We start from the raw sequence: 22,350 nt of genomic DNA, 5'->3' as shown, positions 1-22,350 counted from the left end.
CTTAAAATCCAAAAGCAGCTGTAAAGAAGTAGGAACGGGATGTTGGAAATGAAAGAAGTTCAAAACCCACAGCGTTGGTATTTGTTGCAAATACCGATTCAGGATCAACTCCATTGGCATGGCTTACTAGCATCAATAGATTGTTTCCAGTAACCGAAACTCGTAAGCTTTTCACAAATGAATCTCCCAATATTTTCTTTGGAATGTTGTAGGACATTTGAAGAAGCCTCAACCTTACGTTGGTTGCATCATAGATATTTTGTTCTGTGATACCCAAATTCCCAACTCCTGACACGGCATTCCAATAGTTTTGATGAGATACTGCATTAGTGTTTTGTACAAACTGCTCACCTGAGCTGATGACTCCATCCACTACAAATTCCTCTCTTCTACCATTCACTACAGTTTCTGCGGCTAAGCCAGCACGCTGGGTCATTACATTGGTACCGGCAAAGAACACACCGCCAAATCTACCGTCAACTTGGGCTGAAAGCGCAAAGTTTTTGTATTTAAAAGTGTTCGTCACACCCAAAAGATACTTCGCAGTTTGGTTTCCTAGCAAATGGATTCCGTCGTCTGCAATAGGCAAGCCTTGGTCGTTGAGGTGTAGTTTGCCAAAATGTTCACTACTTTCATCTTTGACTCTTCTGAATCGTGAACCATAGATAGCACCATACAACTGACCTACCTCTCCAAATACAGTTACATTGTCATATCCTCCCAATGGTACTTGTCTTACCTCTTCGTGGAGTTCATTGATCGTATTGATGTTGCGTGAAAAATTCGTGCTGATATCCCAGTTAAGTCCAGAATAGCTTCTCAAAACAGAAGCGTTGAATATGATTTCTAAACCTTTGTTTTCGATATCTCCGGCATTGACCAATCGACCGGTATACCCTGACAATGGGTTCATTGGAATGGTCAAAATTTGGTTTACTGCATTGCTTTTGTAATAAGTGAAATCAATCCCAAATCTGTTGTCAAAAAAAACCATGTCAAATCCAGCTTCGAAGGATTTTACCAACTCGCTTCTAATGTTTTCATTGAATAAGGTTCCTCTTCTGCTTGCGGTAGTATTTCCACGAGGGTCTCTACCTATATTATACACGTTGAAAATTTGGTATGGAGAAAGATCAGAGCCTGTCTCTGCATAAGAAATCCTCACTTTGGCGAAGTCCATCCAGTTGGGGATTGTGCCTCCATTTTTACCAATCATCTCACTTATGACCAAAGATGTACTGACTGATGGATAGAAAAAGCTTCTGTTTCCTGGTCCGAGCGATGATGACCAGTCATTTCTCCCTGTTACATTCAAAAACCAAAATTTGTCATAATTGATTTCTGCTGTTGCGAAGAGGGAATTGATTTGCTTCTGGTTGAAGCTTTCACCAATTCCTGGCATTCCAACAGCGTTGCCTAGGAAAAAAAGATTGGGTACTTCAAGTTCTCCAGTACTTCCTGATAGGGAAGAGAAGGATGTTTTCATCAACTGCCCATAGACGGAAGCTGCACCACCCCATTTGCCATAGAGATCATCTTTACGGGCATTCAAGCTCAGAATAAAGTTGTTTTCATAGAAACTGTCAAAACCTATGCTGTAACTAGGGTTGATTGGAGCACCAGTATATGTTCTACCTGTCGTCTTTGTAGTAAAGATATCCGAACCTCCTTGGAACTGAGCATCTAGCCAATCATTGATTTGGTACTTTACAGTTGCATTCATTAGAAACCTGTTTCTCACATCTTGGTTCAGTCTATTGTTTGCTGCCCAATATGGGTTTACCTGGCTAGATTGCGGATTGTACCACACTTGAGGAGCACCTAATTGATCCATTCCAGCTTTCAATGATGCGATATCCACCGTATTTGGCATCGTCAGGACAGTACCATAGTAATTGCCAGAATTGTTGCCACCAATTGGTCTGTTGTTGGCATCGGTATTCATATACTGCACTTTGATATCAGTCATCCAGCGTTCGTTTTTTCCAAAGCTTGATGTCAATCTGGTCATCAAATTGATCCTATCAAGTGTAACACCAGGTGTTTTGCTATTGTCACGAAGGTAGTTTGCAGATGAGTATATAGTAGTATTCTTGCTCAGAGATTGTTGGAAAGATAGATTGTGGGTGGTGTTGTTCCCTGTTCTAAAGAAATTGCCAAGATTGTCATAAGCACGCATAGGTGTAGAAGTCCCAGTCCAATCAGGTACCAGCTGTCCAGTGATTTCTGGACCCCAACTATCTCCCGAAAGTGGATCATAGACACCGTTGGATCCTTGTCCAAATCTGTTTTGTAGATTAGGCTGCATGAAAATATTCTCAAAACCCACAGTAGCAGAGTAACTTATACCAGTGCCTTCTCTGTCTTTTCCAGATTTTGTCGTTATGAGAATGACACCATTTGCAGCTCTTGATCCGTATAATGCAGAAGCTGCACCACCTTTCAGCACAGACATGGACTCAATGTCATCTGGGTTAAGATCACCTAAACCATTACCCATATCCGCAGTTGGATTCCAAAAATCATTGTTGGCAGCACCTGTAAAGTTGGAGAGAGGAACTCCATCAACTACTATCAAAGGCTGGTTGTCCCCAGAAAGTGAGTTGAATCCACGAAGAATGATTTTAGATGATGCAGCAGGGCTACTGCTACTTCTCATAACTTGGAGTCCCGAGACTTTACCAACTAGTGCGTTCGCAATGTTGTTTTCTCTGGAGTCTACCAAGTCCGAGGATTTAATCTCTTGAAACGCATATCCTAATGATTTTCTTTCTTTTTTGACGCCCATGGCTGTGACCACCACTTCTTCCAAGTTTTGGGAATCTTCTTTCAGAAAGATCTCGATTTCTGTAAGACTTCCTACCTTCAAAGTCTGTGGAAGATATCCAATGTAGCTAAACCTCAAAGATGCATCTGGTGAAATGTTCAGATTGAACTGACCATCTAGATCTGTCGTGGTGCCTGTATTGGTTCCGACCACGATGACATTCACACCAGGAAGTGTCTCTCCTGTACTGGAGTCTTTGACAGTACCGCTGATTTGTTGTTGTGCCCATGTAGGTAAGCTGATTATTGCTAGCAGCAAACCTATCAGTAAAATTTTTGAGTTGAATTTTTTCATATTTTTCTAGCTTTTTAGTTTGGGGTTTATAATTGATTCGTTTTGGGTTATTCCACCAAATTAGTAGGGGCATGCATCTAAGTTTTTTTCATTTGAGTTTCGTTTTGGTTAAAAATATATTGATAAAATTCAAGCAGATGGTTAATGAAAATCTTTATGGTTTCTAAGTATTATTCCTTAACAAAGATTGCCTATTCTAATACTTGATCACAAAATTCTTGTAGAAGAAATGTCAAAAACCCACCTCAAGTTATATAAAAAAATAATAAAACATGATGATGTTTATAAAAAAAATTATTTTTAAAATAAAGTTTCGAAAAATACTTGTGATTGAGGATGCTTGCCTATATATCTTATATGTGTTTTGTTTACATTTATCTAGATACGAGTCTGTTGTGTAAAAATAAAATGGTTGTGCTAAACCTATCTAAAACCTCGTTGGTGATCAGTTTTTATGAATATTTACTTAAAAAATTATATTTGAAGTCGGAAAAAACTATTAATCTTTATGTGTATCCGCTTTCTTGCACGTAGCCAAACAATAGGATGTCGGATGAACGATTTGTGGTTCTGTTGACAGTAAACTGTTGTCTGCCGACGAGTATCCGCAATTTACAAAGTTACTTTTTAACCAAGGTGCAACATTGCGGATACTCATATTAATCTTTAAGTATTCCCTTTACACCAAAATTCCCATCCCATTCCCAAACAAAACTTGGGATTTGGTAAGAATTCAGAACTTCCTCGACATCTTTCAAATATGAGATTCTGGACGCTCTATCCGCATTCTCTGTAGCGCCAAATTCTGTACACCAAAGTTTTACCTGATTGCGATTAGCCCAAGCGACGATCTGCGATATCTTATCGATTACGGCGGTTTTGTTTCCTGTTTGTGCATAATCCCGAAGGTTGATTTCTCCCTCCGTTCCTTGGGCTTCAGCTGCTAACTTTGGCATTTTACTTTCCTGAAAAGGGTAGGGGATTCCAATGGTCGCATTTTGAGAACCTGTCCATGCGGTCCCTTGATGGGTGAAAATATAGGGTTCATAATAATGAAAAGTATAAATGAGGTTCTCAAAAGAGAATGGCTTGGTCCTGCTCAATTCGAATAAGCTGTTGAAGTTAGTAGCCCCGATGATGATAGGAATGCGTGGATTTACTTTTCTCACATCAGAGATTATTGCTGGAGCTATTGATTCCCAGGTATTTGGGTTCAGATTAGGTTCGTTTACAAGTTCTATATATAAGTTTTTAGAATCTTTTTTTAAGCTTTTCATTACTTTGACCCAATCTTGAGAGATTTCTTTGGCTTTCTTTTTTGCATTTTTTTCCGATAAATCATGTCCAAAATAAGCTATGATCAATGGGATGTTATTTCTCTCCGTGTATTTTACTATCTTTTGAAGTTCTTTCAAAAAGTGTCTGTCGGTTTTCAAATAATGATTGATAGCTATTGGAATGCGGATTGAACTGTATCCGGATTTTTGGATTAATTTGATATTATCAATAATCTCTTCGGCCAAAAAATTTTCTTTTTCCCAAATTCTTTCTTTTCCGGTCAAATTTATTCCGAGATCAATTTTTTGCGCAAATGATTTCGGAGACACCAAAAAAGTAGCAAAAAACATAAAAGGTAATATGTAAAGATTTTTACTGAACATGATTCTTAAGGATAACTATTTATTAAATTTTCACTAAATAATACTACATAAAACTATATAAGATTTAGTTGAGTAGAATGCCTAAAAATATTTTTTTCAGGAAAAAATTTTGACATATTTGTGATATCACCCTCAACACCATGATATTTAATTTACCTATTTCAAACGATAAGGACTCTTCCTCAACACTTAATTCTACATTAGAAAGGAAGACTTGGGATGCAGCCAATTATATTTATTGGAGTGTAGTCTGTATAGTTTTAATGTTATTCATATTAGATTTCTTTCTGCTAAAGGAGTTGTGGGATGATACTTTGTATCTAAAGGTAGCATTTATCATCCTTAGTTTTATTTCCTTTACAATATTAAGGCCACTTCTCAAAAATCCAGAATGGTTGATGTTTGGGATTTTAGCTTTATTCTCAGCTTATATTTTCAATGTAATACATTTGACTTCGGGATTTTTTGTCACCATTTATTTTATTCTTTTGACTGTGGTGATTGGTGCAGGAAATTTTCTTGCACTTTGGAGGTCTAAGTTTGGTGTATTGCTCTTTTTATATAACACCTCGATTTTCTTTGCTTTTCAATATTTCGATTCCTTTGAAAGTCTCAACGATAAATTAAGCCTTGGCGGTTATGCATTTTTCTTGGTTCTGATCGTCACCTCATTTATTCCCGATGCACGCAAGAGAAATTACCTGGTGAACATTCTACGTGAAGAAAAGAAAAATGTCATCATCCAAAGTCTCAATGAGGAACTAATCAACAGCAAACTGCAACTAACAGAGCTAAAGCAAATTTCAAAAATCCACCAAGAAAAAGAAAAACTGGTGCTGCATGATCTGAAAAACAAGATTAATAATATTATCGGTCTATCAGATTTGATTGATGATCATGGACAACAATCGCATGAAGAGACCCATAGCTACAATCAGCTCTTAAAAGAAGTTAGTATAGATTTGTTGAAATACGCCAACAACATTTTTTCCGTGGATTCACTCACTTCAGGGAGTCATTTGAAAATTCAAATTGAAGCTGTCATGCTTCACTCATGTATCAAAAGGACAGCAAATGAATTGAAACTCAAATTGGAAGCAAAAAATATCACCTTGAATATCGAAGAAAGTGATTTGCGAACAAGGGTTTTAGCAGATTTTCTGGTTTTCAAAAATAGTTTGGAAAACATCCTCAATTATCTAATCAATTGGTCTTCTGACCAAAGTAGCATTACTATAAAATGGTTTGGTCATAAAGGAAATATCCGAATTGAATTGGCGGCTCCTTCTGCCAAAATTCAACCTAGTGAGTTGAATAGGATCTTTAAACCTCTCGAAAATTTTGAAAACCAGACGAGTATCTCTGCTCCTCAAGGAATGGGCTTACAGATTGCCAGAAATATGACTGAACAAATGGGAGGCTACTTCAAATATCAATCAAGTACCGAAAAGGGAGTGCTATTCAAACTTGAATTCCCGGAAGCATTATAAATTCAATATTTAACTCAATCATCCATCTATGAAGGAATTATACAAATCAACCATCATAAAAAGTATTGTATTTATACTTGCTATATTTTGTTTCAATCAATCCATGGCTATCAATCATGGATTTGAAGCTTTCGGCTATCCAAAACAGACTACAGTATTTGGCCCAAAAAGCAGTTCTATATTTTTCTTCAAACAAAGAAATGACCTCCAACATGATGGAACTCAAATTCATTTGGAAATAGTCAATTCCAAAGTATTGGATAAACAAAAAAGTAAAATCTTATTTTTTATCAATGACTTACCAATATTGACAAGTGCCTTGAGTCAGGAAGGAGATACTTTGAAGGTTGACCTTCCTGTTGGTACAGAAGATTTCGAATCGGGATTTCTGAAACTCGAACTCAAATCAGATCTATTCAAAATCGATGATGATTGTAGAGATTCTTCTGATTCAGAATATTGGATCAAGATTACCCAAAACTCTCATCTTGAAGTGAATCTAGCAAGTCAATTCACAACTGCTAAGCCTTCAAAAACGCTTGATAAATTGATTCCGGATATAGAAAGGTTAGTTATCCCGAGAAACAATGATTTAAATCTCATCAAGCATGTCTCTTATATCCACTTCTTTTACAAAAGCAGATTTGGGATGACATTGCCTGTGTCTTATTTGGATGAAGTGGTGATGGACTCTCTTGACCGTGCCATGATTATTGGGCCATGGGATTTGGTTTCTAGTGGAGTTGATCAAAATGTGAAAGTATCCAAAGGCCAAGGTGAACTCAAAATTTTGAATAATTCAGTTACCGACTCTTTGACAAATTTTCAATACTACACTTCAAATATACTACTAACCAGCCAAGATTATGATGGGATCAAAAAAGTACTCCATTTCTTGTTTGATCAAGATCTTGCAAAAAGTGCTATATCAGATCACTTGATCGTAAAAAATTCTGTTGTTGGGGAGTTGGATTTCAAATATCAACTGAATTCAACCTATAAACTGAGTGAATTGGGACTTGAAGAAGAGGTCGTATATGGCGCTTGTAGAATCACCAAAAACATCCAATTGCCAAGTTTTCTGACTAAAAATGAACTTAAATTGATTTCTTTTCAATTGAAAGTGAATCATAAGCCTATCCAAGCAGATGAACAAGGATATATTAATATCTACTTGAATAACAGTTTGTTGCAAACTATCGTAATGGATAAATCAGGAGTGGTGGATAGAACGATAGCGGTAAAAAGAAAGCCTATCAGAGCAGGAAGTTACTTTAGCGTAGAATATGTTTATTTGTCCGGAGGGGATTGTTGTGGAGAAAACAACACAGAATTTTTTGCACAAATTGACCCAATCGAATCAAAGATAAATATTGATATTGGAAGTGATTCGCCACCGATATTCTCTGCATTTCCTGAAAACTTCTCTGGCAAACAGATCCAATTGCTTACTGATTTGAATTTCAACAAGAATGAAATCCCTGCACTTTCCAATTTGATAGGGCAAATCAATGTCAAATCAAATGACCAAAAATCAGTGTATCTGCCAGAATTTATTTCTTTGAAGGATTATTCTTTTGAAAATTCAACTTCCAATATGATCATCATTACTGATCAACCGCAGAAATTCAATGCCTTGTTTGAAGACAATCAATATATACAGTTTCTTCAAGATAGCATTTCATACCATTCTGATGAATTGGAAAAATTCTTTACTGTGAATTATAACAAGAAACTTACGTATGCCCAGATTTTTCCAAAAAACAATCAGATGGTAATGTTGATCACTCATCTTTCAGACAATCCAATGTCACTCAACAATGCTATAGAAGGTATCTATGATCCTTATCTGACAAACTCAGGAAATGTTCTCTTGGCAAATGATCAACATTATTACTTTTTTGATTTGAGGGACAAGATTTCGACAAATCAAAAAGCAGGAAGAAGTGAGGGGTTCGTGACATTCTGGGATAATTATAAACTATTCATAATTATACTGGTATTGGCATTTATCATCGTGCTGCTCAGTTACATTTTCAGAAAATCAGAATTGGCCAAAACTCAAATAGAAGATGCTAGAAAATAGAAAATTTACAATTCTGATATTCTTTTTTGTCGTTTTGTCATCGACATCTTTTGCACAAAACCCTTGGCAACAAGACAAAGGTGAATTTCTCTTGTCTCCTTATTTGAGCCATTACAGCGCTGCAGCATTTCGGAATAGAGACGGGGATAAAATAGACTTCGAAAATCAAGGAAAGTTTGTCAATTACAACCCTAGGATATATTTCAGCTTGCCACTCAATGGATACAAAGTGAATTTGTTTGGCTCGTTGCCATGGTTTTTCAATCAATATGAGGATACCAATTTGAGACAACAAAATCGTGACTTGGGGGATATTGAACTTGGTGCAAGATTTCATTTGGGAAAAGTGAATATGCATTACCTGATGGCGAGTGTCACCACATTTATTCCTGCTTATAACAACAACCAATTACCATACACGGGTTTTGGAAGGTTTGGAGTGGAAGGCAGGTTGATATTGAGTGGAAATTCGCCATGGATAGGAGAAAGCAATAATTTTCACAAAATAGAGCTTGGATACAGGTATTTCTTCCCAAGTGATCCAGGTCAGATCAGGTTGTTTTCATCAAAAGGAATTCGAATAATTGACAAATTTGTCCTTTTGGGAGAGATCGATGCTATATTTTCTTTTAGCAATGACAGTGATTTTTTTGAAAACAACCTTCAGTTGGTTTCAGATTTTTCAGTAATCAAAGCGACTGCGAATATTGGGTATGAATTTACTCCTAAATTCTCTCTCTATGGAGGTTTGTTTCATGACGTTTTGAATAGAAACTCAGGTATTGGCAGTGGATTCCAAATATTTTCTGTAATTAGATTCGACAAAAAATGATGGATAATCGGGAGTACTATAGAAAATCGCTTTTCCAAGAAAAGGGAAAATTAAGCCAAAAAAAAATCTATAGAGTAGAAGAGCTTGAGAAAAGTCTCAATAAAAGCTTTCTCAGGATTGTATTGAACTATGGCTATTTGAGTAGAAGGGCTTGGAAAAATATTTTGCTAGATGAAGGGATTGAACTTTACAATTTTGATTTTGACAACTTGGTTCAGATTCCTAAGCAAGAAATCATCAAGGAGAATCTACATAAATTTCTTGATGCTTTGGCTTTCCCTTTGGTTCAGACTGAGGATTATTTGGAGATAGTCATTGCAGATCCTTCTGATAGTATCAATATCAATCAGGTTGAAGGGATTTTGGGACAAAAGGTCGATAAATTTCACGTAGCCGAAGATATGGATATTCTCAAAGCCCTTCATGTCACATATGGGCTAGATTATTTGGACAAGGCTGTTTTTGGGATTTATGACAGCGATCGTGAAAGTTGTGCCATCGAGACATTTACCAAGCCTCAACTAATAGCCATTGGATTGACATTAGCTGTTGGGGTATTGTTTTTTTATTTTTTTCCGATCAATACTGCTATTACACTCAATTTGATTTTGAATTTTCTGCTGTTTTTTTCCATCAGCTTTAAGTTCCTCTTGACATTGTATGGTTCCAAGATGGAAACTGCGAGGAAAATCTCAAAAGCCGAATTGGATGCCATTGATGACAATGAATTGCCATTTTATACGATTCTACTGCCTGTATTCAAAGAGTCAGAAGTGATCCATAAATTGGTGTGGAACCTGAAAAATCTGGATTATCCCCTAGAGAAACTTGACATCAAACTTCTGATAGAATCTGATGATGCAATGACCTACAATGCTGTAAAGGAAATGGATTTTCCTTGTGTTTTCGAACCTTTGATCATTCCCTATGCACAGCCAAAAACAAAACCCAAAGCCTGTAATTATGGATTGTATTTCAGTAAGGGAAAATACCTGACCATCTATGATGCTGAGGATATTCCTGACAACAATCAGCTGAAAATGGTTTATGCTCTTTTCAAAAAAATCTCAGACCAATATGTGGTCGTGCAATGTGCATTGAACTATTTCAACAAAAAGGAGAATTTGCTGACGAGGCTTTTCACTTTGGAATACTCTTATTGGTTTGACTATATGCTTCCTGGATTGGATAATCTTGACGTACCGATTCCATTGGGAGGGACAAGCAATCACTTTAGGTTTGATAAATTAATGGAACTTGGCGGATGGGACGGATTCAATGTGACTGAGGATGCTGACTTGGGACTTCGGGCTTATGCCAAATCCTATAAAGTAACAGTTTTGGATTCTACGACATTAGAAGAGGCAAACAATGATTTTTTCAATTGGATCAGACAAAGGTCAAGGTGGATCAAAGGTTACATGCAAACGTATTTGGTTCATATGCGAAATCCCATCAAACTGTACAAAAAGATTGGTTTGAAAGGCTTCTTTGGCTTCCAGTTTTTCATTGGAGGGACATTCTTCACGTTTCTGGTTTATCCTATCTTGCTAACGTTTCTGGTTTTTATCCTCTTTCTGCATACAGGTTGGCTAGATTATATCTTGTTTTGGTCAGACGCTGAGATCAGCCAAGGGATCTTAGATTCTATATCCGTCTTTTTCCCTGATTGGCTAGTAGTAGTCGCTATTTTCAATTTTACGGTTGGGAATCTGATGATGATCTATGTCAATATGATAGCAGTTTTTAGAAGGCGTTCTTATCCTTTGATCGTCTATGCTTTGGTCAATCCGTTTTACTGGTTGATGCATTCCATTTCTGCTTATAAAGGATTAATTCAATTGATCACGAAGCCATTTTATTGGGAAAAAACCAATCATGGCTTGACCAAAGGATCTAAATAAGGTTGTATATGAAAAAACAATCGATCATTTATGCTATTAGCTGGCTGTTGTTTTCTTCGGCTTATTTCCTTCTGAGCCTTTGGCTTCAAAGTAGGGGATTCTACAATCTTGAGGCTTATTTTATTGAGTACAAAACGATATTGACTACAAAGTTTGAAACTGGATTTCTTAGGACTTACTTTTTCACCAAACCTACAATGTTGTATTTGGGGTCTTTGTTGATTTCATTTATCAGGCAAAGTCAAAGCACCTATATCTTCAATGCCATCCTTATCGGTTGGCTAACAAACCATCTCTTTCTGAAGGGGTTGAAGGAAAAATGGAATGTCAGGGTATTCTTGATTTATCTTTTGTTTAGCCCAATCATAATTTATGCAGCCGTTTCTGGAGGAAGTACTGGGATGTACTTGATTTTCTATTTTGCATTCTTTGCTTTGTTGTTCAAGTACACTAAGTCCTATTCTGTTTTTCACCTTACCTTATTGAGCCTTTTGTTGGGGGTATTTGTGCTTTTTGATTTGAATTTGCTGAAATTTTTACTCCTTTTGATACCAGTTTTCTTCTTTGTGAATTTCTCCAAAGCGAAAGGTATCAATGGTAGTTTTTATTACCGGGCAGCCATTATTCTCAGTAATGATTCCCAAAGGAGAAAATTTTTCACAGGTTTTTTCTCCTCTATTTTCATTGTGGCATTTATTCCATTGATGTCAATCTTGATATATTTGATTATCAATAAAGTATTTGCAGGGAAATTTTTCTATTTTGTAGATGGTATAGGTGATTATTGGAGTAGTTATTCGACACTTTACCCATTGATTTTCACAGACAATTCTATTTGGGAAAGAATAGCTGACAATAGCCTTACATTTATGCTTCCATTGGTTTTTGTCTCAGGGCTAGCATTGATACAGCTTTTCAATTTCGATGGATCGGTTACCAAAAATGCGCTTGTACTTTTGAGTTTACTTTTTTGCTATTCTGAGATTGCAGAAAACAGAATCCTTAACCTCAATCTCCACAACCTCACTTTGATTACAGCAACCGGTCTAGCCACCATCTTTTATGGTCAAAACTTGAAAAATGGCAAAGAAAAGGTTTTCCAAATTGGAATTGGTCTGGTTATCCCTGTTTTGATGATTTTTCTTGAATTTTATTATTTCAAATTTACTATCAATGGAAATGAAAAACTTTTCATTCAATCTGTCAACGAAAAAACTGAAAGCGAATTCGCTAATTCTTTCAATAACATATCTTCTACACTGAACAAGCAGGGAAAAGGAAGGGTTTTGGCAGATGATGCAATACATTATGCCACACTGACCAAACTAAATTCTGGCTTCACTTGGGAAGGACACTTTAGTCCAGATTTTCAAGCAGCTTTGCAGCTTCCGCAGATTTATGCCGATTACATTATTGTTAGCAAGCCAGCATTCTTGCTCTATCCCAATGATGTGGTAGCAGCTGCTTTGAGAAGGCTTGATCATTTTGAAATACCATTGGATACAGAGATTTTATATGAAGATGAATTCTCGATTTTATTGAAGGTGAAATGAAAAAGGAGTGTTTAAATAATATGATCACCCGCAATGACTTCAATAGGTGAATTTATCACTTAATTATCATTCGAATAATCGTGAATAGACTACAGTCATCCGACCACATCTGATGACCTTCAAAACTGCGTATTTTACACATGATTTATATTGTTTTAATTTTAGCTGTAGCATTCTTTGCTTACAGTAATGGGGCAAATGATAACTTCAAAGGTGTAGCTACGCTTTATGGAAGTAAACAAGTCAGTTATAAAACAGCAATAGGTTGGGCTACTTTTACCACTTTATTGGGTTCCATTGCTTCAATATTCTTGGCAGCATCTTTGGTGAAGAATTTTTCGGGCAAGGGGCTTGTTCCTGATGCTTTTGTCAGTGATCCTGCATTTGCCACTTCAGTTGCCGTAGGAGCGGCTTTGACTGTTTTTTTTGCCACTAAAATCGGAATGCCAATTTCAAGTACTCATGCAATGGTAGGAGCGCTTTTTGGAACAGGCTTTATTGTATCAGGAGGTGATGTCAAGTTTGAATTACTTTTGGGAGTGTTTTTGATACCTTTGATTCTCAGTCCAGTACTCTCAGCATTTTGTGCTGCAGTATTGATAAAAGCCCAAAGCCTTCTCTCTTCTCGTGATAAAAATTGTATTTGCATCACCGATTCAAAAATAGCCTTAGAATCTGGTCCAAGGAATTATTTTTTTGATTCCAAAAAATTAACCTTTGCCAACATACAGGAATGTCAAAAAAACAATTTGCAAAATGGAGTGACCTTTAATTCTTCAAAAACCATTGATTCACTTCATTTTTTGAGCTCAGGAACAGTATGTTTTGCTAGAGGATTGAATGATACACCTAAAATAGTGGCTCTTTTGATTTTGATACCCTGGCTTCAAGTTTATCAAGGTCTTTTATTAATCGCTATTCTAATGGCTGTGGGAGGATTGTTTCATTCTAGATTGATCTCAAGAACTATGGGGGATAAAATTTCCTTGATGAGTCGTCAACAAGGATTTATTTCCAATTTGATTACAAGTTTTTTCGTGATTTCAGCATCTTTGTTTGGTTTGCCTGTCTCTACTACGCATGTTTCTGTTGGTGCGATTTCAGGAATGGGAATTGCCAATAAGTCAGTTGATTTTAAAGTGCTAAAGCATATTTTGTTGTCGTGGGTTTTGACACTACCATGTGGAGCATTGATTTCTTTTTTGGTTTATCTTTTTATTTCAAATTTATAAAATCTATCAAATTTCCATTGTGATAATCAGATAATTAGAATTTGGTTTTAATAGAAAAAATCAATTAATCTTTATTTGGATTTAATCTAAATATAACGACATTTGTTATGTTATTTAAAATTAATCTAAATAAATGAAAGCGAATTTCCTTTTTCTATTGTTCATAGTAGGAGCTTGTTCCTCTCCTCAGCAAAAGCAGGAATCTGAAAGCAAGAAAATCATAACAGCAGGAGGAACAGTCACTGAGATTGTTCACGAGTTGGGTTTTGGTGCATCGATAATAGCCACCGACATCACTTCGACCTTTCCAGAATCTATGAAATCGTTGCCTTCTATTGGATACAGAAACCAGATCAAAACAGAAGGGATTCTTTCTTTGTCACCCGATATGATCTTGGCAGAACAAGATTACCTTTCTCCAGAAGTGGTAGCACAATTGAAATCTACAGGTGTTGAAATAAGGTTTTTTGAAAAACCGACTACTGTCGATGGCACTGTTCAGCTGATAACAGAACTTTCGACTTATCTCGATGCCAAAGAGCAAGGTGAATCGATCATATCAAAGTTGAAAAGTGACCTTGATAAACTTGAGACTTATTTGGCGCAAATCCAAACGGACAAGCCAAGCATGCTATTTGTCATGGCTAGGGGAGAAGATATGATTTTTGTGGGTGGAGATGAAACTTTTGCACCCTCGATCATTACTCTTTCTGGCTTAGAGTCACCTCTTTTGGGTTTCAAAGATTTCATTCCACTTACTCCAGAAGCATTGACCAAATTCAACCCTGATTATATACTACTGTTTGATTCCGGTTTGGCTTCTTTGGGAGGAAAAGAAGGATTGAGAAAAATCAGAGGAATAGAACAAACTACAGCATTTCAAAAAGATCAAATCCTTGCATATGATGGACTTTTGCTCTCAGGCTTTGGCCCAAGAGTAGCCGAGGTTGCATTGGAAATCGCAAAAGCTGTCTATCAAAAATGAAAACCCTTCAATCAGATATCAGGACTTCAAAGCTGCGCTATCAAAATGCAGTCATGCTGATGCTTTTGCTGATTTTATCAGTGATAGTGTTGCTATCTGCTTCTTTTGGTGCATTTCATATTCCTGTAGCTGCTGTCATTGGGATCTTCAAGAGCCAATTGGGAATTGATTCACATGTATTCACTGATGCACAAGCGCAAGTTTTGTTGAATATCCGAATGCCAAGAATTCTGATGGCGATGCTCATCGGTGGTGGATTGGGCTTGGCTGGTGCTGCATTGCAGGGCTTGTTCAGAAATCCATTGGTGGAGCCGGGATTGATAGGGGTAAGTGCCGGTGGAGCATTCTTTGCGGTTTTGTTTATTGTATTTGGATCGAGTTTGGTAGTCATGAGCCCTTTATTTTCACTAATTGGGCTGCCTTTGTTTGCTTTTTTGGGTGGCTTGTTGGTGACTATGTGTGTGTACAAAATTGCAAGTAATTCGGGCAAAACTGATATTTCTGTATTGATCCTTGCCGGTGTTGCAATCAATGCTTTGATGGGAGCCTTGATTGGATTGGTGTTATTTTATGCAGATGATGCTGCGTTGAGAAACTTTACTTTCTGGAGTTTGGGTGATTTGGGAGGTAGCAATTGGTCAAAGCTTGGTATTGGCTCATTGCTGATTATTCCTGCTATTGGGATGATTCTCAAATTGTATCCAGAACTGAATGCCATGGCTTTGGGAGAAAACGAGGCTTACCATATTGGTGTCAACATCCAAAAAGTCAAATATACACTTTTCCTGTCCTCGGCATTGATTGTTGGGACTGCTGTTTCTATGAGTGGTACAATTGGATTTGTGGGTTTGGTAGTTCCACATTTGATCCGATTAGGTTTTGGAGCTGATCACCGGTTGGTATTGCCAGGTTCATTTCTTCTTGGGGCGATTTTGCTCTCAGGAGCGGACTTATTGGCAAGAAATATAGTCCGTCCTGCAGAACTTCCCATTGGAATAATCACAGCGCTTTTGGGAGCACCATTTTTCATTTATCTGATTCTGAATTTCAAGAAAATAAATTATTGATATGCTACAAGGAATAAATATACACTTCTGTATCAGTGATAAGCCAATCATCGGCGAGGCAAGTGTCAAGTTATTTCCGGGACAGTTTACTGCGATCATTGGGCCAAATGGAGCAGGGAAATCCACACTTTTCAAGCTTTTGTCTGGAGATCTTACATGCAGCCGCGGGAATATACTCTATAATGGCCGACCAATTCAAAAGTACAGAAGTAAGGAACTGGCACAGATTCGTGCCGTCATGCCTCAGCATACAGTCCTCTCTTTTCCCTTTTCAGCATGGGAGGTTGTCGAACTTGGGTCTTTAAATGCACCCAGAGAGATTTCCCAACAAGATATACAGGATGTAATGGAGCGCTTGCAAATTTGGCACCTAAGAGATAGAAAATACAGTCTTCTTTCAGGTGGCGAAAAACAAAGGATTCAGCTCGCTAGGGTTTTGATACAAATCTGGAAAAATCAGCCATTTCCAAGATATCTCCTTCTGGATGAACCTATCTCTAGCATGGATGTGTCATTGCAACATCTTGTATTGGCAATGCTCAATGATCTGAAAGATCGAAATATAGGTGTTTTGGCAGTCTTGCATGATTTGGGTTTGGTGGCAAATTATGCAGATCAGGTCATCATGATGAAAGCAGGGAGTATTGCATTTCAAGGAAACTTGTCTGAAGTCTATAATAGCAAAAACTTGGAAAAACTATTTGGCTATCCAATACAAGTAAAAAATCACGAAAGTGGAATGGGGGTTATGGTACATAGCCTTCCTTATCATTATATCAATCATACCATAAAACAAGCACAATAAGATATGGAAACTTCAACTTTAGATCGAAAAATCACATTGAAAAACGACTGGCAAAAGTTGGTGTCTGATAATCCAAAATTGAGGATCAGAGATGCCGCTGAGAAACTTGGTGTTTCAGAAGCAGAACTTTTGGCAACTAATATTGGCAATGGGGTGATCAGACTGAAACCTGAATGGACTTCTTTGCTTTTTGAATTCAAAAAACTTGGCAAAGTAATGTCTCTCTGTAGAAGCAATGGCTGTGTGTTGGAGCATAAAGGGAATTTTCAAAAAATCAGCATCGAAGGAAGTCCAGTCCATCAAGTTGGTACAGTAATAGGTCCGATCGAGCAAAGGATATTTTTCAGTGCATGGAAGTTTGGTTTTGCAGTAGAATCAGAATCTCCATGGGGAGTGATGAGGAGTTTTCAGTTTTTTGACAAAGAAGGAGCAGCCATCCTCAAAATTTACCTTCAAGAAGACTCAAACCTTGAAGCTTTTCAAAATCTGGTAAACCATTACCTCGCAGATGACCAATCTGGAGATTTGGAGATTGAGAAATTTCCTCTAGCAGAATATGCAAAATCCATCGATATGGATGCATTTACCAAAGACTGGGAAAACATGAAAGATACGCATGACTTCTTTGGGATGTTGAGAAAATACAAAGTCCATAGACTGGATGCGATCAAGTGGATCGATGACAAATGGGCTTATGAAGTAGATAAGTTTGCTACTAGCAAAATTTTGGAAGTGGCATCCAGAACACAGATGCCAATTATGATTTTCGCAGGAAATAAAGGAAACATCCAGATTCATCAAGGAAAAGTAAGGACGATCAGGCAAATGGGCAGTTGGCTCAATGTACTGGATCCGCAATTCAACATGCACCTAAACGAAGATTTGATTGCCCACGCATTCGTTGTACACAAAAACACTGAAGATGGGTTGGTCTCTTCCTTGGAGCTTTTTGACCATGATGGAGAGATGATAGCTCAATTCTTCGGTCTTAGAAAACCTGGGTTGCCGCAGTTGGCAGCATGGAAGGATTTGATCGATAGCTTATAGTTCTACCCGCAGGCAGGATTGAAATTCCTGCCTGCAAAAAAATTTAAACATATGTTTAGAATTGATCTTAATAAACTTAATGTCATTATTCTTCTATTTCTACTTGTAGTCAATTTTTCGGTTTTGGCAGACCGAAAGGGAGTAGTAGAGGATATAGATGGGAAATCTATACCTTTTGCTTCCATTACGTGGAGCCAAGAAAGGGGAGTAGTCGCAGATGAAAAAGGACATTTTTCAATTCCTGATACACTGAAAAATCAAAAGATTAGGGTTAGTGCTATCGGATATGAAACAAGTATCATGGATATAAATGACTCAACATCCATCATAAAAGTTCAACTCTCGCCAAATACCACTGAGCTCACTGAGGTAGTCGTAACTGGATATATAGATCCCCAAAGTGCAAAGCAATCAGTCTATCAAGTAAGAACTATTTCTAAAGATATCATCAAAAATCGAGCAGTTGGCAACATACAGGAAGTATTAAATACTGAACTAGGGATTAGATTCAGTCAAGACAATGCAGTCGGAAGTAGTAATCTTGAGATGATGGGGATGGCTGGACAGAATATCAAAGTCTTGATAGACGGAGTTCCAATGGTAGGAAGGCAAGGTGTAAACAATGAAATCAATATCAATCAAATCGATGTAAATCAAATAGAAAGAATTGAAATTGTCGAAGGGCCTATGTCGGTAGTATATGGCGCAGATGCGTTGGCAGGAGTCATTAATATCATCACCAAGAGACCAGAGACATCCAAATTTTTGCTCAATGCCAGAATCCAAGAGGAATCAGTCGGGAGTGATTATCAGTTTGCTCAAGGCAAGGGAAATCATATCCGAAGTATTCAGTCGCAATGGGGGCTTTCTGAAAAGTGGAGTTTTGGTTTGGGGTACACCAACAATGCTTTTGGTGGTTGGAAAGGTGAAAATATAGGAAGACAATTTGCCTGGCTTCCCAGAAATCAGCACTTGGCCAATACTCAAGTCAATTTTAACAACAATAATGTAGAGCTTAACTATAGCTTGGATTATCTCAATGAGACAATCACAAGTTATGGGCCTGAAAATAGGGTTGAAGTGATTGATAGTGAGTTTCTGACCAAAAGGTGGATGCATAGATTGAATGGTACTTACACATTCTCACCGAATGTAAAGACATCTGTTCAGGCCGGATTTACAAATTACACTAGGGAGACAATTACAAAATTTACAAATATCAGAACCGGTGAACAAGGACTTGCAACGGGTCCTGATAGCCAAGCTAAATTGCAATATTCGGGGTTGAATTTCAGGTCAACTACTTATTGGAAACTCGCCAATAAACTTGCACTTTCCGGAGGTCTTGATTTAAACTACGAAGAAGGTCAAGGGGATAGGATTAGCGAAAATGAAGGTATTGCAGATTTGGCGGCATTTCTCAGTGCAGAGTGGAAACCTACCGATAAGCTTAGTATCCGACCAGGAATCAGAAGTACATACAATTCTGCATATACAGCTCCTCCAATTATTCCCTCTGTCAATGGACGGTTCAATATTACAGATGCGCTTAATTTTAAATTTGGTTATGCAAGAGGCTTTAGAGCGCCTTCTATCCGCGAGCTTTACTTTAACTTTTTTGATGCCAGCCATTCTATCATTGGCAATCCTGACCTGAAGGCAGAGACTTCCCATAGTTTCAATACCTCATTGGCTATGGATCGAAAGGTCTCCGATAAAGTGAAAGTTGAAAGCTCTTTGAGCGGATTCTATAATGATGTAAAAAATCAAATCACCTACGGAATCTCACCTGAAGATCCCAGATTGACCAGTTTATTTAATTTGGAAGAGTTCAAAACTGGAGGTTTGATGATTAGAAACAAGATTCTATTGGGTAAAAGCAGCCTTGATTTGGGAGTGTCAAGAATAGGAAGATTCAATAGAATCAGTAGTGAAATTCCAGCATTAGAGCCTATGCTTTGGTCTACGGAGATCAATTCCAACCTTGGCATTTACCTTCCATTTGCAGATAGTTATCTCAATGTATTTTACAAATGGACTGGAGCACTTCCTGCTTTTGTGTTGGATACAGAAAGTGAAAGTGGTGCAAGAGCTGTCCAAATGGACGGTTTTCATTGGATGGATTTTACTTTCAAAAAATCTCTTTTTGGAAATCTTGATTTCACTGTAGGAGTGAGAAATCTTCTGGATATCAAAAATATACAAAGCAATACAGGTGATGGTAGCGCCCATTCGGGTGGAGCAAGTAGGCCTGTAGGGTACGGCAGATCTTATTTTATTGGAATGAATTACCAACTATTTAAATAAAAACAAAAAATATGAAAAAGTATAATTACATCGTATTGCCATTTGTTTTGGCAAGTTTGGGACTAGGTTTTAGTTCTTGTTCAGAAAATGAGGATCCCATCGTCGAAGTTCCTCCAGTTGAAGAAGCATTTATAGAAATCAATGGAGGAGGAAGTACCTTTCCAAACATGGTCTTTGTTGATTTGAGTAAGGAAGTACAGACAGCAGTCAGAAGAGACTCTTGGGATTTGGCTTTCAACAGCGGTTCAGAGTTTCAAGTATTGATCAATGGAACGACTGGGGCGATGGCCTATGAGACTGAATTTACAGATTTTGCTCAGGTTGGAGCAGACTTGGAGCAAGAATTGAGAAGTGCTGGATCTCTTGATCTTACATTTAGTAATCTTGATGGAATAAAGTATGTTGACAATCCATCAAACCCTTTAGCTGAGTTCAATGTACTCGGTCAAGCAGCAACTTCTGCCCAAAGTGCCAAAGTATTCGTAATCAACCGAGGTGAGAGTGGAGCTGAGGCCAAGCCATGGAAAAAGATCAAGATTTATAGATCTAACAATGCTTACATCATAGAGCATGCAGAAGTCAATTCAAACCAAATCACCTCTGTACAAATCTCAAAAGATGAGGATTTCAATTTTGTCTATTTTTCTTTTGAAAATGGGAAAGTGGAGGTGGAACCAAAAAAATCCGAATGGGACTTTGTATGGACAGCAGGAACATCCTCAACACCTTTTCCTCAGGCATTTGAAGGGACATTGGCATATTTTTTCCAAGACCTTGCCTATCACAATATTTACGGTGGTGTTTCTGCCATACAGATTATGGAAGCCGAGATTCCATTTGATTCATTTTCTTTTGCAGCGTTGTCAGGATTGGAATTGGACAGTGAAAACAGGCTGGTATTAGGATCAAACTGGCGATCTGGTGGAGGTCCAAATTCAGAACCAAATATCAGAAATGATAGATACTACATCATCAAAGATAAAAATGGGAATCATTATAAATTAAGATTCCTATCCCTAACATCAGGAGGAGAAAGGGGAAGACCAAGCTTAGAGTATGCTTTGGTGAAATAATATTGATTGTATGGTTTATTGATTTGAAAAAGAGAAGCTCATTTGGGCTTCTTTTTTTATGAAAAAATAAATAGGTTAAACATAAAACGTGGTCACTTTACTCTGGAAAAGTCTTAGAATTTTCTTTGGATAAAATTAAAAGAAGAAAGGCAGGCAAGATTGATTTCTCACCTTTTACCTTTTTTCTTTTTTGTTTACATTTTTAATGTTATGCACTAGCGAATTGATTGCAACCAAAATTGGCTCCTGTGATGAATTCTATTGACTTTGCGTTGGCATCAAGAGGTTTTCCATCGTTGAGAACTGGAATAATAAAATCAGGATCCATTTTGGATTCAATGTGGCTTAATTTGTTGCATTCACCGTAATTTTCTTTTTGAGCTACTACTGGAGCTTCTGTTTCCCAGTAATTGCAATTTGAACATACCTTTTCCATTTTTCTATTGTTTTATTTTGTGTTAGTATTTTTAAATTTTGTAGTCACATAAATATACTCAAAAGCCATAAGTTAGTTACGTCAAAAAATTGATAAGCAGTAATTTGTAATTGATTCAAATAAACTTAACTAACAAAACGCTTAAGCATTTGAGATATTCACATTTACTTCAGGAGATCTAATATGAAGTTGTCCCACTATGGCTCGCAAAGGAATTGGTATGGCAATTATTTATAGAAACATCTCCTTTGCGCATCCTAGCGTCCCTAGCGGCTTATCTTACTAAAAAATGATTTAACCGCAAAGTTTCGCCATGGAACGCAAAGGAATTGGTATGGCAATTATTTATAGAAACATCTCCTTTGCGCATCCTAGCGTCCCTAGCGGCTTATCTTACTAAAAAATGATTTAACCGCAAAGTTTCGCCATGGATCGCAAAGGAATTGGTATGGCAATTATTTTAGAACTATTCCCTTTGCGCATCCTAGCGTCCCTAGCGGCTATTTTTACTAAAAAATGATTTAGCCGCAAAGTTTCGCCATGGATCGCAAAGGGTTTTGTACAGGAATTGTTTTTCATTAAATTTTTTTTGCGTACCCTAGCGTCCCTAGCGGCATATTTTTACTAAAAAATGATTTAGCCGCAAAGTTTCGCCATGGATCGCAAAGGGTTTGGTATTGCAATTATTTATAGAAACATTTCCTTTGCGTACCCTAGCGTCCCTAGCGGCATATTTTTACTAAAAAATGAT

The 22,350-nt window shown here is 37.3% G+C and carries 15 protein-coding genes; 12 read left to right on the top strand and 3 right to left on the bottom strand.

Features of this window, described 5'->3' with window-relative positions:
• Nucleotide 1: 1 nt before the first annotated feature.
• On the bottom strand, nt 2-3,121 hold the full coding sequence (locus MM236_RS09170; RefSeq protein WP_241274673.1) for a SusC/RagA family TonB-linked outer membrane protein: 3,120 nt from the start codon (nt 3,119-3,121) through the stop codon (nt 2-4).
• Between the two features lie 659 nt (nt 3,122-3,780).
• Entirely contained in the window at nt 3,781-4,782 is a 1,002-nt protein-coding gene (locus MM236_RS09165) for a glycoside hydrolase family 5 protein (RefSeq protein ID WP_241274672.1), read from the bottom strand.
• 140 nt (nt 4,783-4,922) lie between these two features.
• On the opposite strand from MM236_RS09165, the gene MM236_RS09160 reads away from it, so the two are divergent.
• The 12 genes from MM236_RS09160 to MM236_RS09105 all read left to right on the top strand — a co-directional run bounded on the left by MM236_RS09160 (nt 4,923) and on the right by MM236_RS09105 (nt 21,163).
• A complete protein-coding gene (locus MM236_RS09160; protein ID WP_241274671.1) occupies nt 4,923-6,272 on the top strand; it encodes a sensor histidine kinase in 1,350 nt (449 codons plus the stop codon).
• 28 nt (nt 6,273-6,300) lie between these two features.
• Nucleotides 6,301-8,358, top strand: a complete 2,058-nt coding sequence (locus MM236_RS09155; RefSeq protein ID WP_241274670.1) for a cellulose biosynthesis cyclic di-GMP-binding regulatory protein BcsB — start codon at nt 6,301-6,303, stop codon at nt 8,356-8,358.
• Complete coding sequence (locus MM236_RS09150) at nt 8,345-9,190, top strand: transporter family protein (protein WP_241274669.1); 846 nt, start codon at nt 8,345-8,347, stop codon at nt 9,188-9,190. Before MM236_RS09155 ends, MM236_RS09150 begins: the two co-directional genes overlap by 14 nt.
• The gene (locus MM236_RS09145) at nt 9,187-11,094 is read left to right on the top strand and encodes a glycosyltransferase family 2 protein (protein WP_241274668.1); all 1,908 of its coding nucleotides are present in this window, start codon (nt 9,187-9,189) and stop codon (nt 11,092-11,094) included. The genes MM236_RS09150 and MM236_RS09145 overlap by 4 nt, the downstream gene beginning before the upstream one ends.
• Before the next feature lie 8 nt (nt 11,095-11,102).
• On the top strand, nt 11,103-12,647 hold the full coding sequence (locus MM236_RS09140; RefSeq protein ID WP_241274667.1) for a hypothetical protein: 1,545 nt from the start codon (nt 11,103-11,105) through the stop codon (nt 12,645-12,647).
• 140 nt (nt 12,648-12,787) lie between these two features.
• Entirely contained in the window at nt 12,788-13,879 is a 1,092-nt protein-coding gene (locus MM236_RS09135) for an inorganic phosphate transporter (protein ID WP_241274666.1), read from the top strand.
• Nucleotides 13,880-14,012: 133 nt separating this feature from the next.
• Nucleotides 14,013-14,864, top strand: a complete 852-nt coding sequence (locus MM236_RS09130; RefSeq protein WP_241274665.1) for a heme/hemin ABC transporter substrate-binding protein — start codon at nt 14,013-14,015, stop codon at nt 14,862-14,864.
• Nucleotides 14,861-15,931, top strand: a complete 1,071-nt coding sequence (locus tag MM236_RS09125) for a FecCD family ABC transporter permease (protein ID WP_241274664.1) — start codon at nt 14,861-14,863, stop codon at nt 15,929-15,931. The genes MM236_RS09130 and MM236_RS09125 overlap by 4 nt, the downstream gene beginning before the upstream one ends.
• Before the next feature lies 1 nt (nt 15,932).
• Nucleotides 15,933-16,736 (top strand): heme ABC transporter ATP-binding protein, encoded by an 804-nt coding sequence (locus tag MM236_RS09120; protein WP_241274663.1) that lies wholly within the window; start codon nt 15,933-15,935, stop codon nt 16,734-16,736.
• A gap of 3 nt (nt 16,737-16,739) precedes the next feature.
• On the top strand, nt 16,740-17,783 hold the full coding sequence (locus MM236_RS09115; RefSeq protein ID WP_241274662.1) for a hemin-degrading factor: 1,044 nt from the start codon (nt 16,740-16,742) through the stop codon (nt 17,781-17,783).
• Nucleotides 17,784-17,834: 51 nt separating this feature from the next.
• The gene (locus tag MM236_RS09110) at nt 17,835-20,090 is read left to right on the top strand and encodes a TonB-dependent receptor (protein ID WP_241274661.1); all 2,256 of its coding nucleotides are present in this window, start codon (nt 17,835-17,837) and stop codon (nt 20,088-20,090) included.
• A gap of 11 nt (nt 20,091-20,101) precedes the next feature.
• Nucleotides 20,102-21,163 carry an HmuY family protein gene (locus MM236_RS09105; RefSeq protein ID WP_241274660.1) on the top strand — a complete coding sequence of 354 codons (1,062 nt, stop codon included), beginning with the start codon at nt 20,102-20,104 and terminating at the stop codon, nt 21,161-21,163.
• 208 nt (nt 21,164-21,371) lie between these two features.
• Here MM236_RS09105 and MM236_RS09100 read toward each other — a convergent pair whose 3' ends face one another.
• On the bottom strand, nt 21,372-21,599 hold the full coding sequence (locus MM236_RS09100; protein WP_241274659.1) for a hypothetical protein: 228 nt from the start codon (nt 21,597-21,599) through the stop codon (nt 21,372-21,374).
• Nucleotides 21,600-22,350 lie beyond the last annotated feature (751 nt).

This window comes from Belliella calami (genome assembly GCF_022549695.1).
GTDB classification, from domain to species: domain Bacteria; phylum Bacteroidota; class Bacteroidia; order Cytophagales; family Cyclobacteriaceae; genus Belliella; species Belliella calami.
This window is presented reverse-complemented; position numbering and strand designations above follow the sequence as displayed.

What these genes read in the sequence shown, in the direction of transcription:
- MM236_RS09170 (WP_241274673.1), bottom strand. Translation starts at nt 3,121, where the DNA reads ATGAAAAAATTCAACTCAAAAATTTTACTGATAGGTTTGCTGCTAGCA.
- MM236_RS09165 (WP_241274672.1), bottom strand. Translation starts at nt 4,782, where the DNA reads ATGTTCAGTAAAAATCTTTACATATTACCTTTTATGTTTTTTGCTACT.
- MM236_RS09160 (WP_241274671.1), top strand. Translation starts at nt 4,923, where the DNA reads ATGATATTTAATTTACCTATTTCAAACGATAAGGACTCTTCCTCAACA.
- MM236_RS09155 (WP_241274670.1), top strand. Translation starts at nt 6,301, where the DNA reads ATGAAGGAATTATACAAATCAACCATCATAAAAAGTATTGTATTTATA.
- MM236_RS09150 (WP_241274669.1), top strand. Translation starts at nt 8,345, where the DNA reads ATGCTAGAAAATAGAAAATTTACAATTCTGATATTCTTTTTTGTCGTT.
- MM236_RS09145 (WP_241274668.1), top strand. Translation starts at nt 9,187, where the DNA reads ATGATGGATAATCGGGAGTACTATAGAAAATCGCTTTTCCAAGAAAAG.
- MM236_RS09140 (WP_241274667.1), top strand. Translation starts at nt 11,103, where the DNA reads ATGAAAAAACAATCGATCATTTATGCTATTAGCTGGCTGTTGTTTTCT.
- MM236_RS09135 (WP_241274666.1), top strand. Translation starts at nt 12,788, where the DNA reads ATGATTTATATTGTTTTAATTTTAGCTGTAGCATTCTTTGCTTACAGT.
- MM236_RS09130 (WP_241274665.1), top strand. Translation starts at nt 14,013, where the DNA reads ATGAAAGCGAATTTCCTTTTTCTATTGTTCATAGTAGGAGCTTGTTCC.
- MM236_RS09125 (WP_241274664.1), top strand. Translation starts at nt 14,861, where the DNA reads ATGAAAACCCTTCAATCAGATATCAGGACTTCAAAGCTGCGCTATCAA.
- MM236_RS09120 (WP_241274663.1), top strand. Translation starts at nt 15,933, where the DNA reads ATGCTACAAGGAATAAATATACACTTCTGTATCAGTGATAAGCCAATC.
- MM236_RS09115 (WP_241274662.1), top strand. Translation starts at nt 16,740, where the DNA reads ATGGAAACTTCAACTTTAGATCGAAAAATCACATTGAAAAACGACTGG.
- MM236_RS09110 (WP_241274661.1), top strand. Translation starts at nt 17,835, where the DNA reads ATGTTTAGAATTGATCTTAATAAACTTAATGTCATTATTCTTCTATTT.
- MM236_RS09105 (WP_241274660.1), top strand. Translation starts at nt 20,102, where the DNA reads ATGAAAAAGTATAATTACATCGTATTGCCATTTGTTTTGGCAAGTTTG.
- MM236_RS09100 (WP_241274659.1), bottom strand. Translation starts at nt 21,599, where the DNA reads ATGGAAAAGGTATGTTCAAATTGCAATTACTGGGAAACAGAAGCTCCA.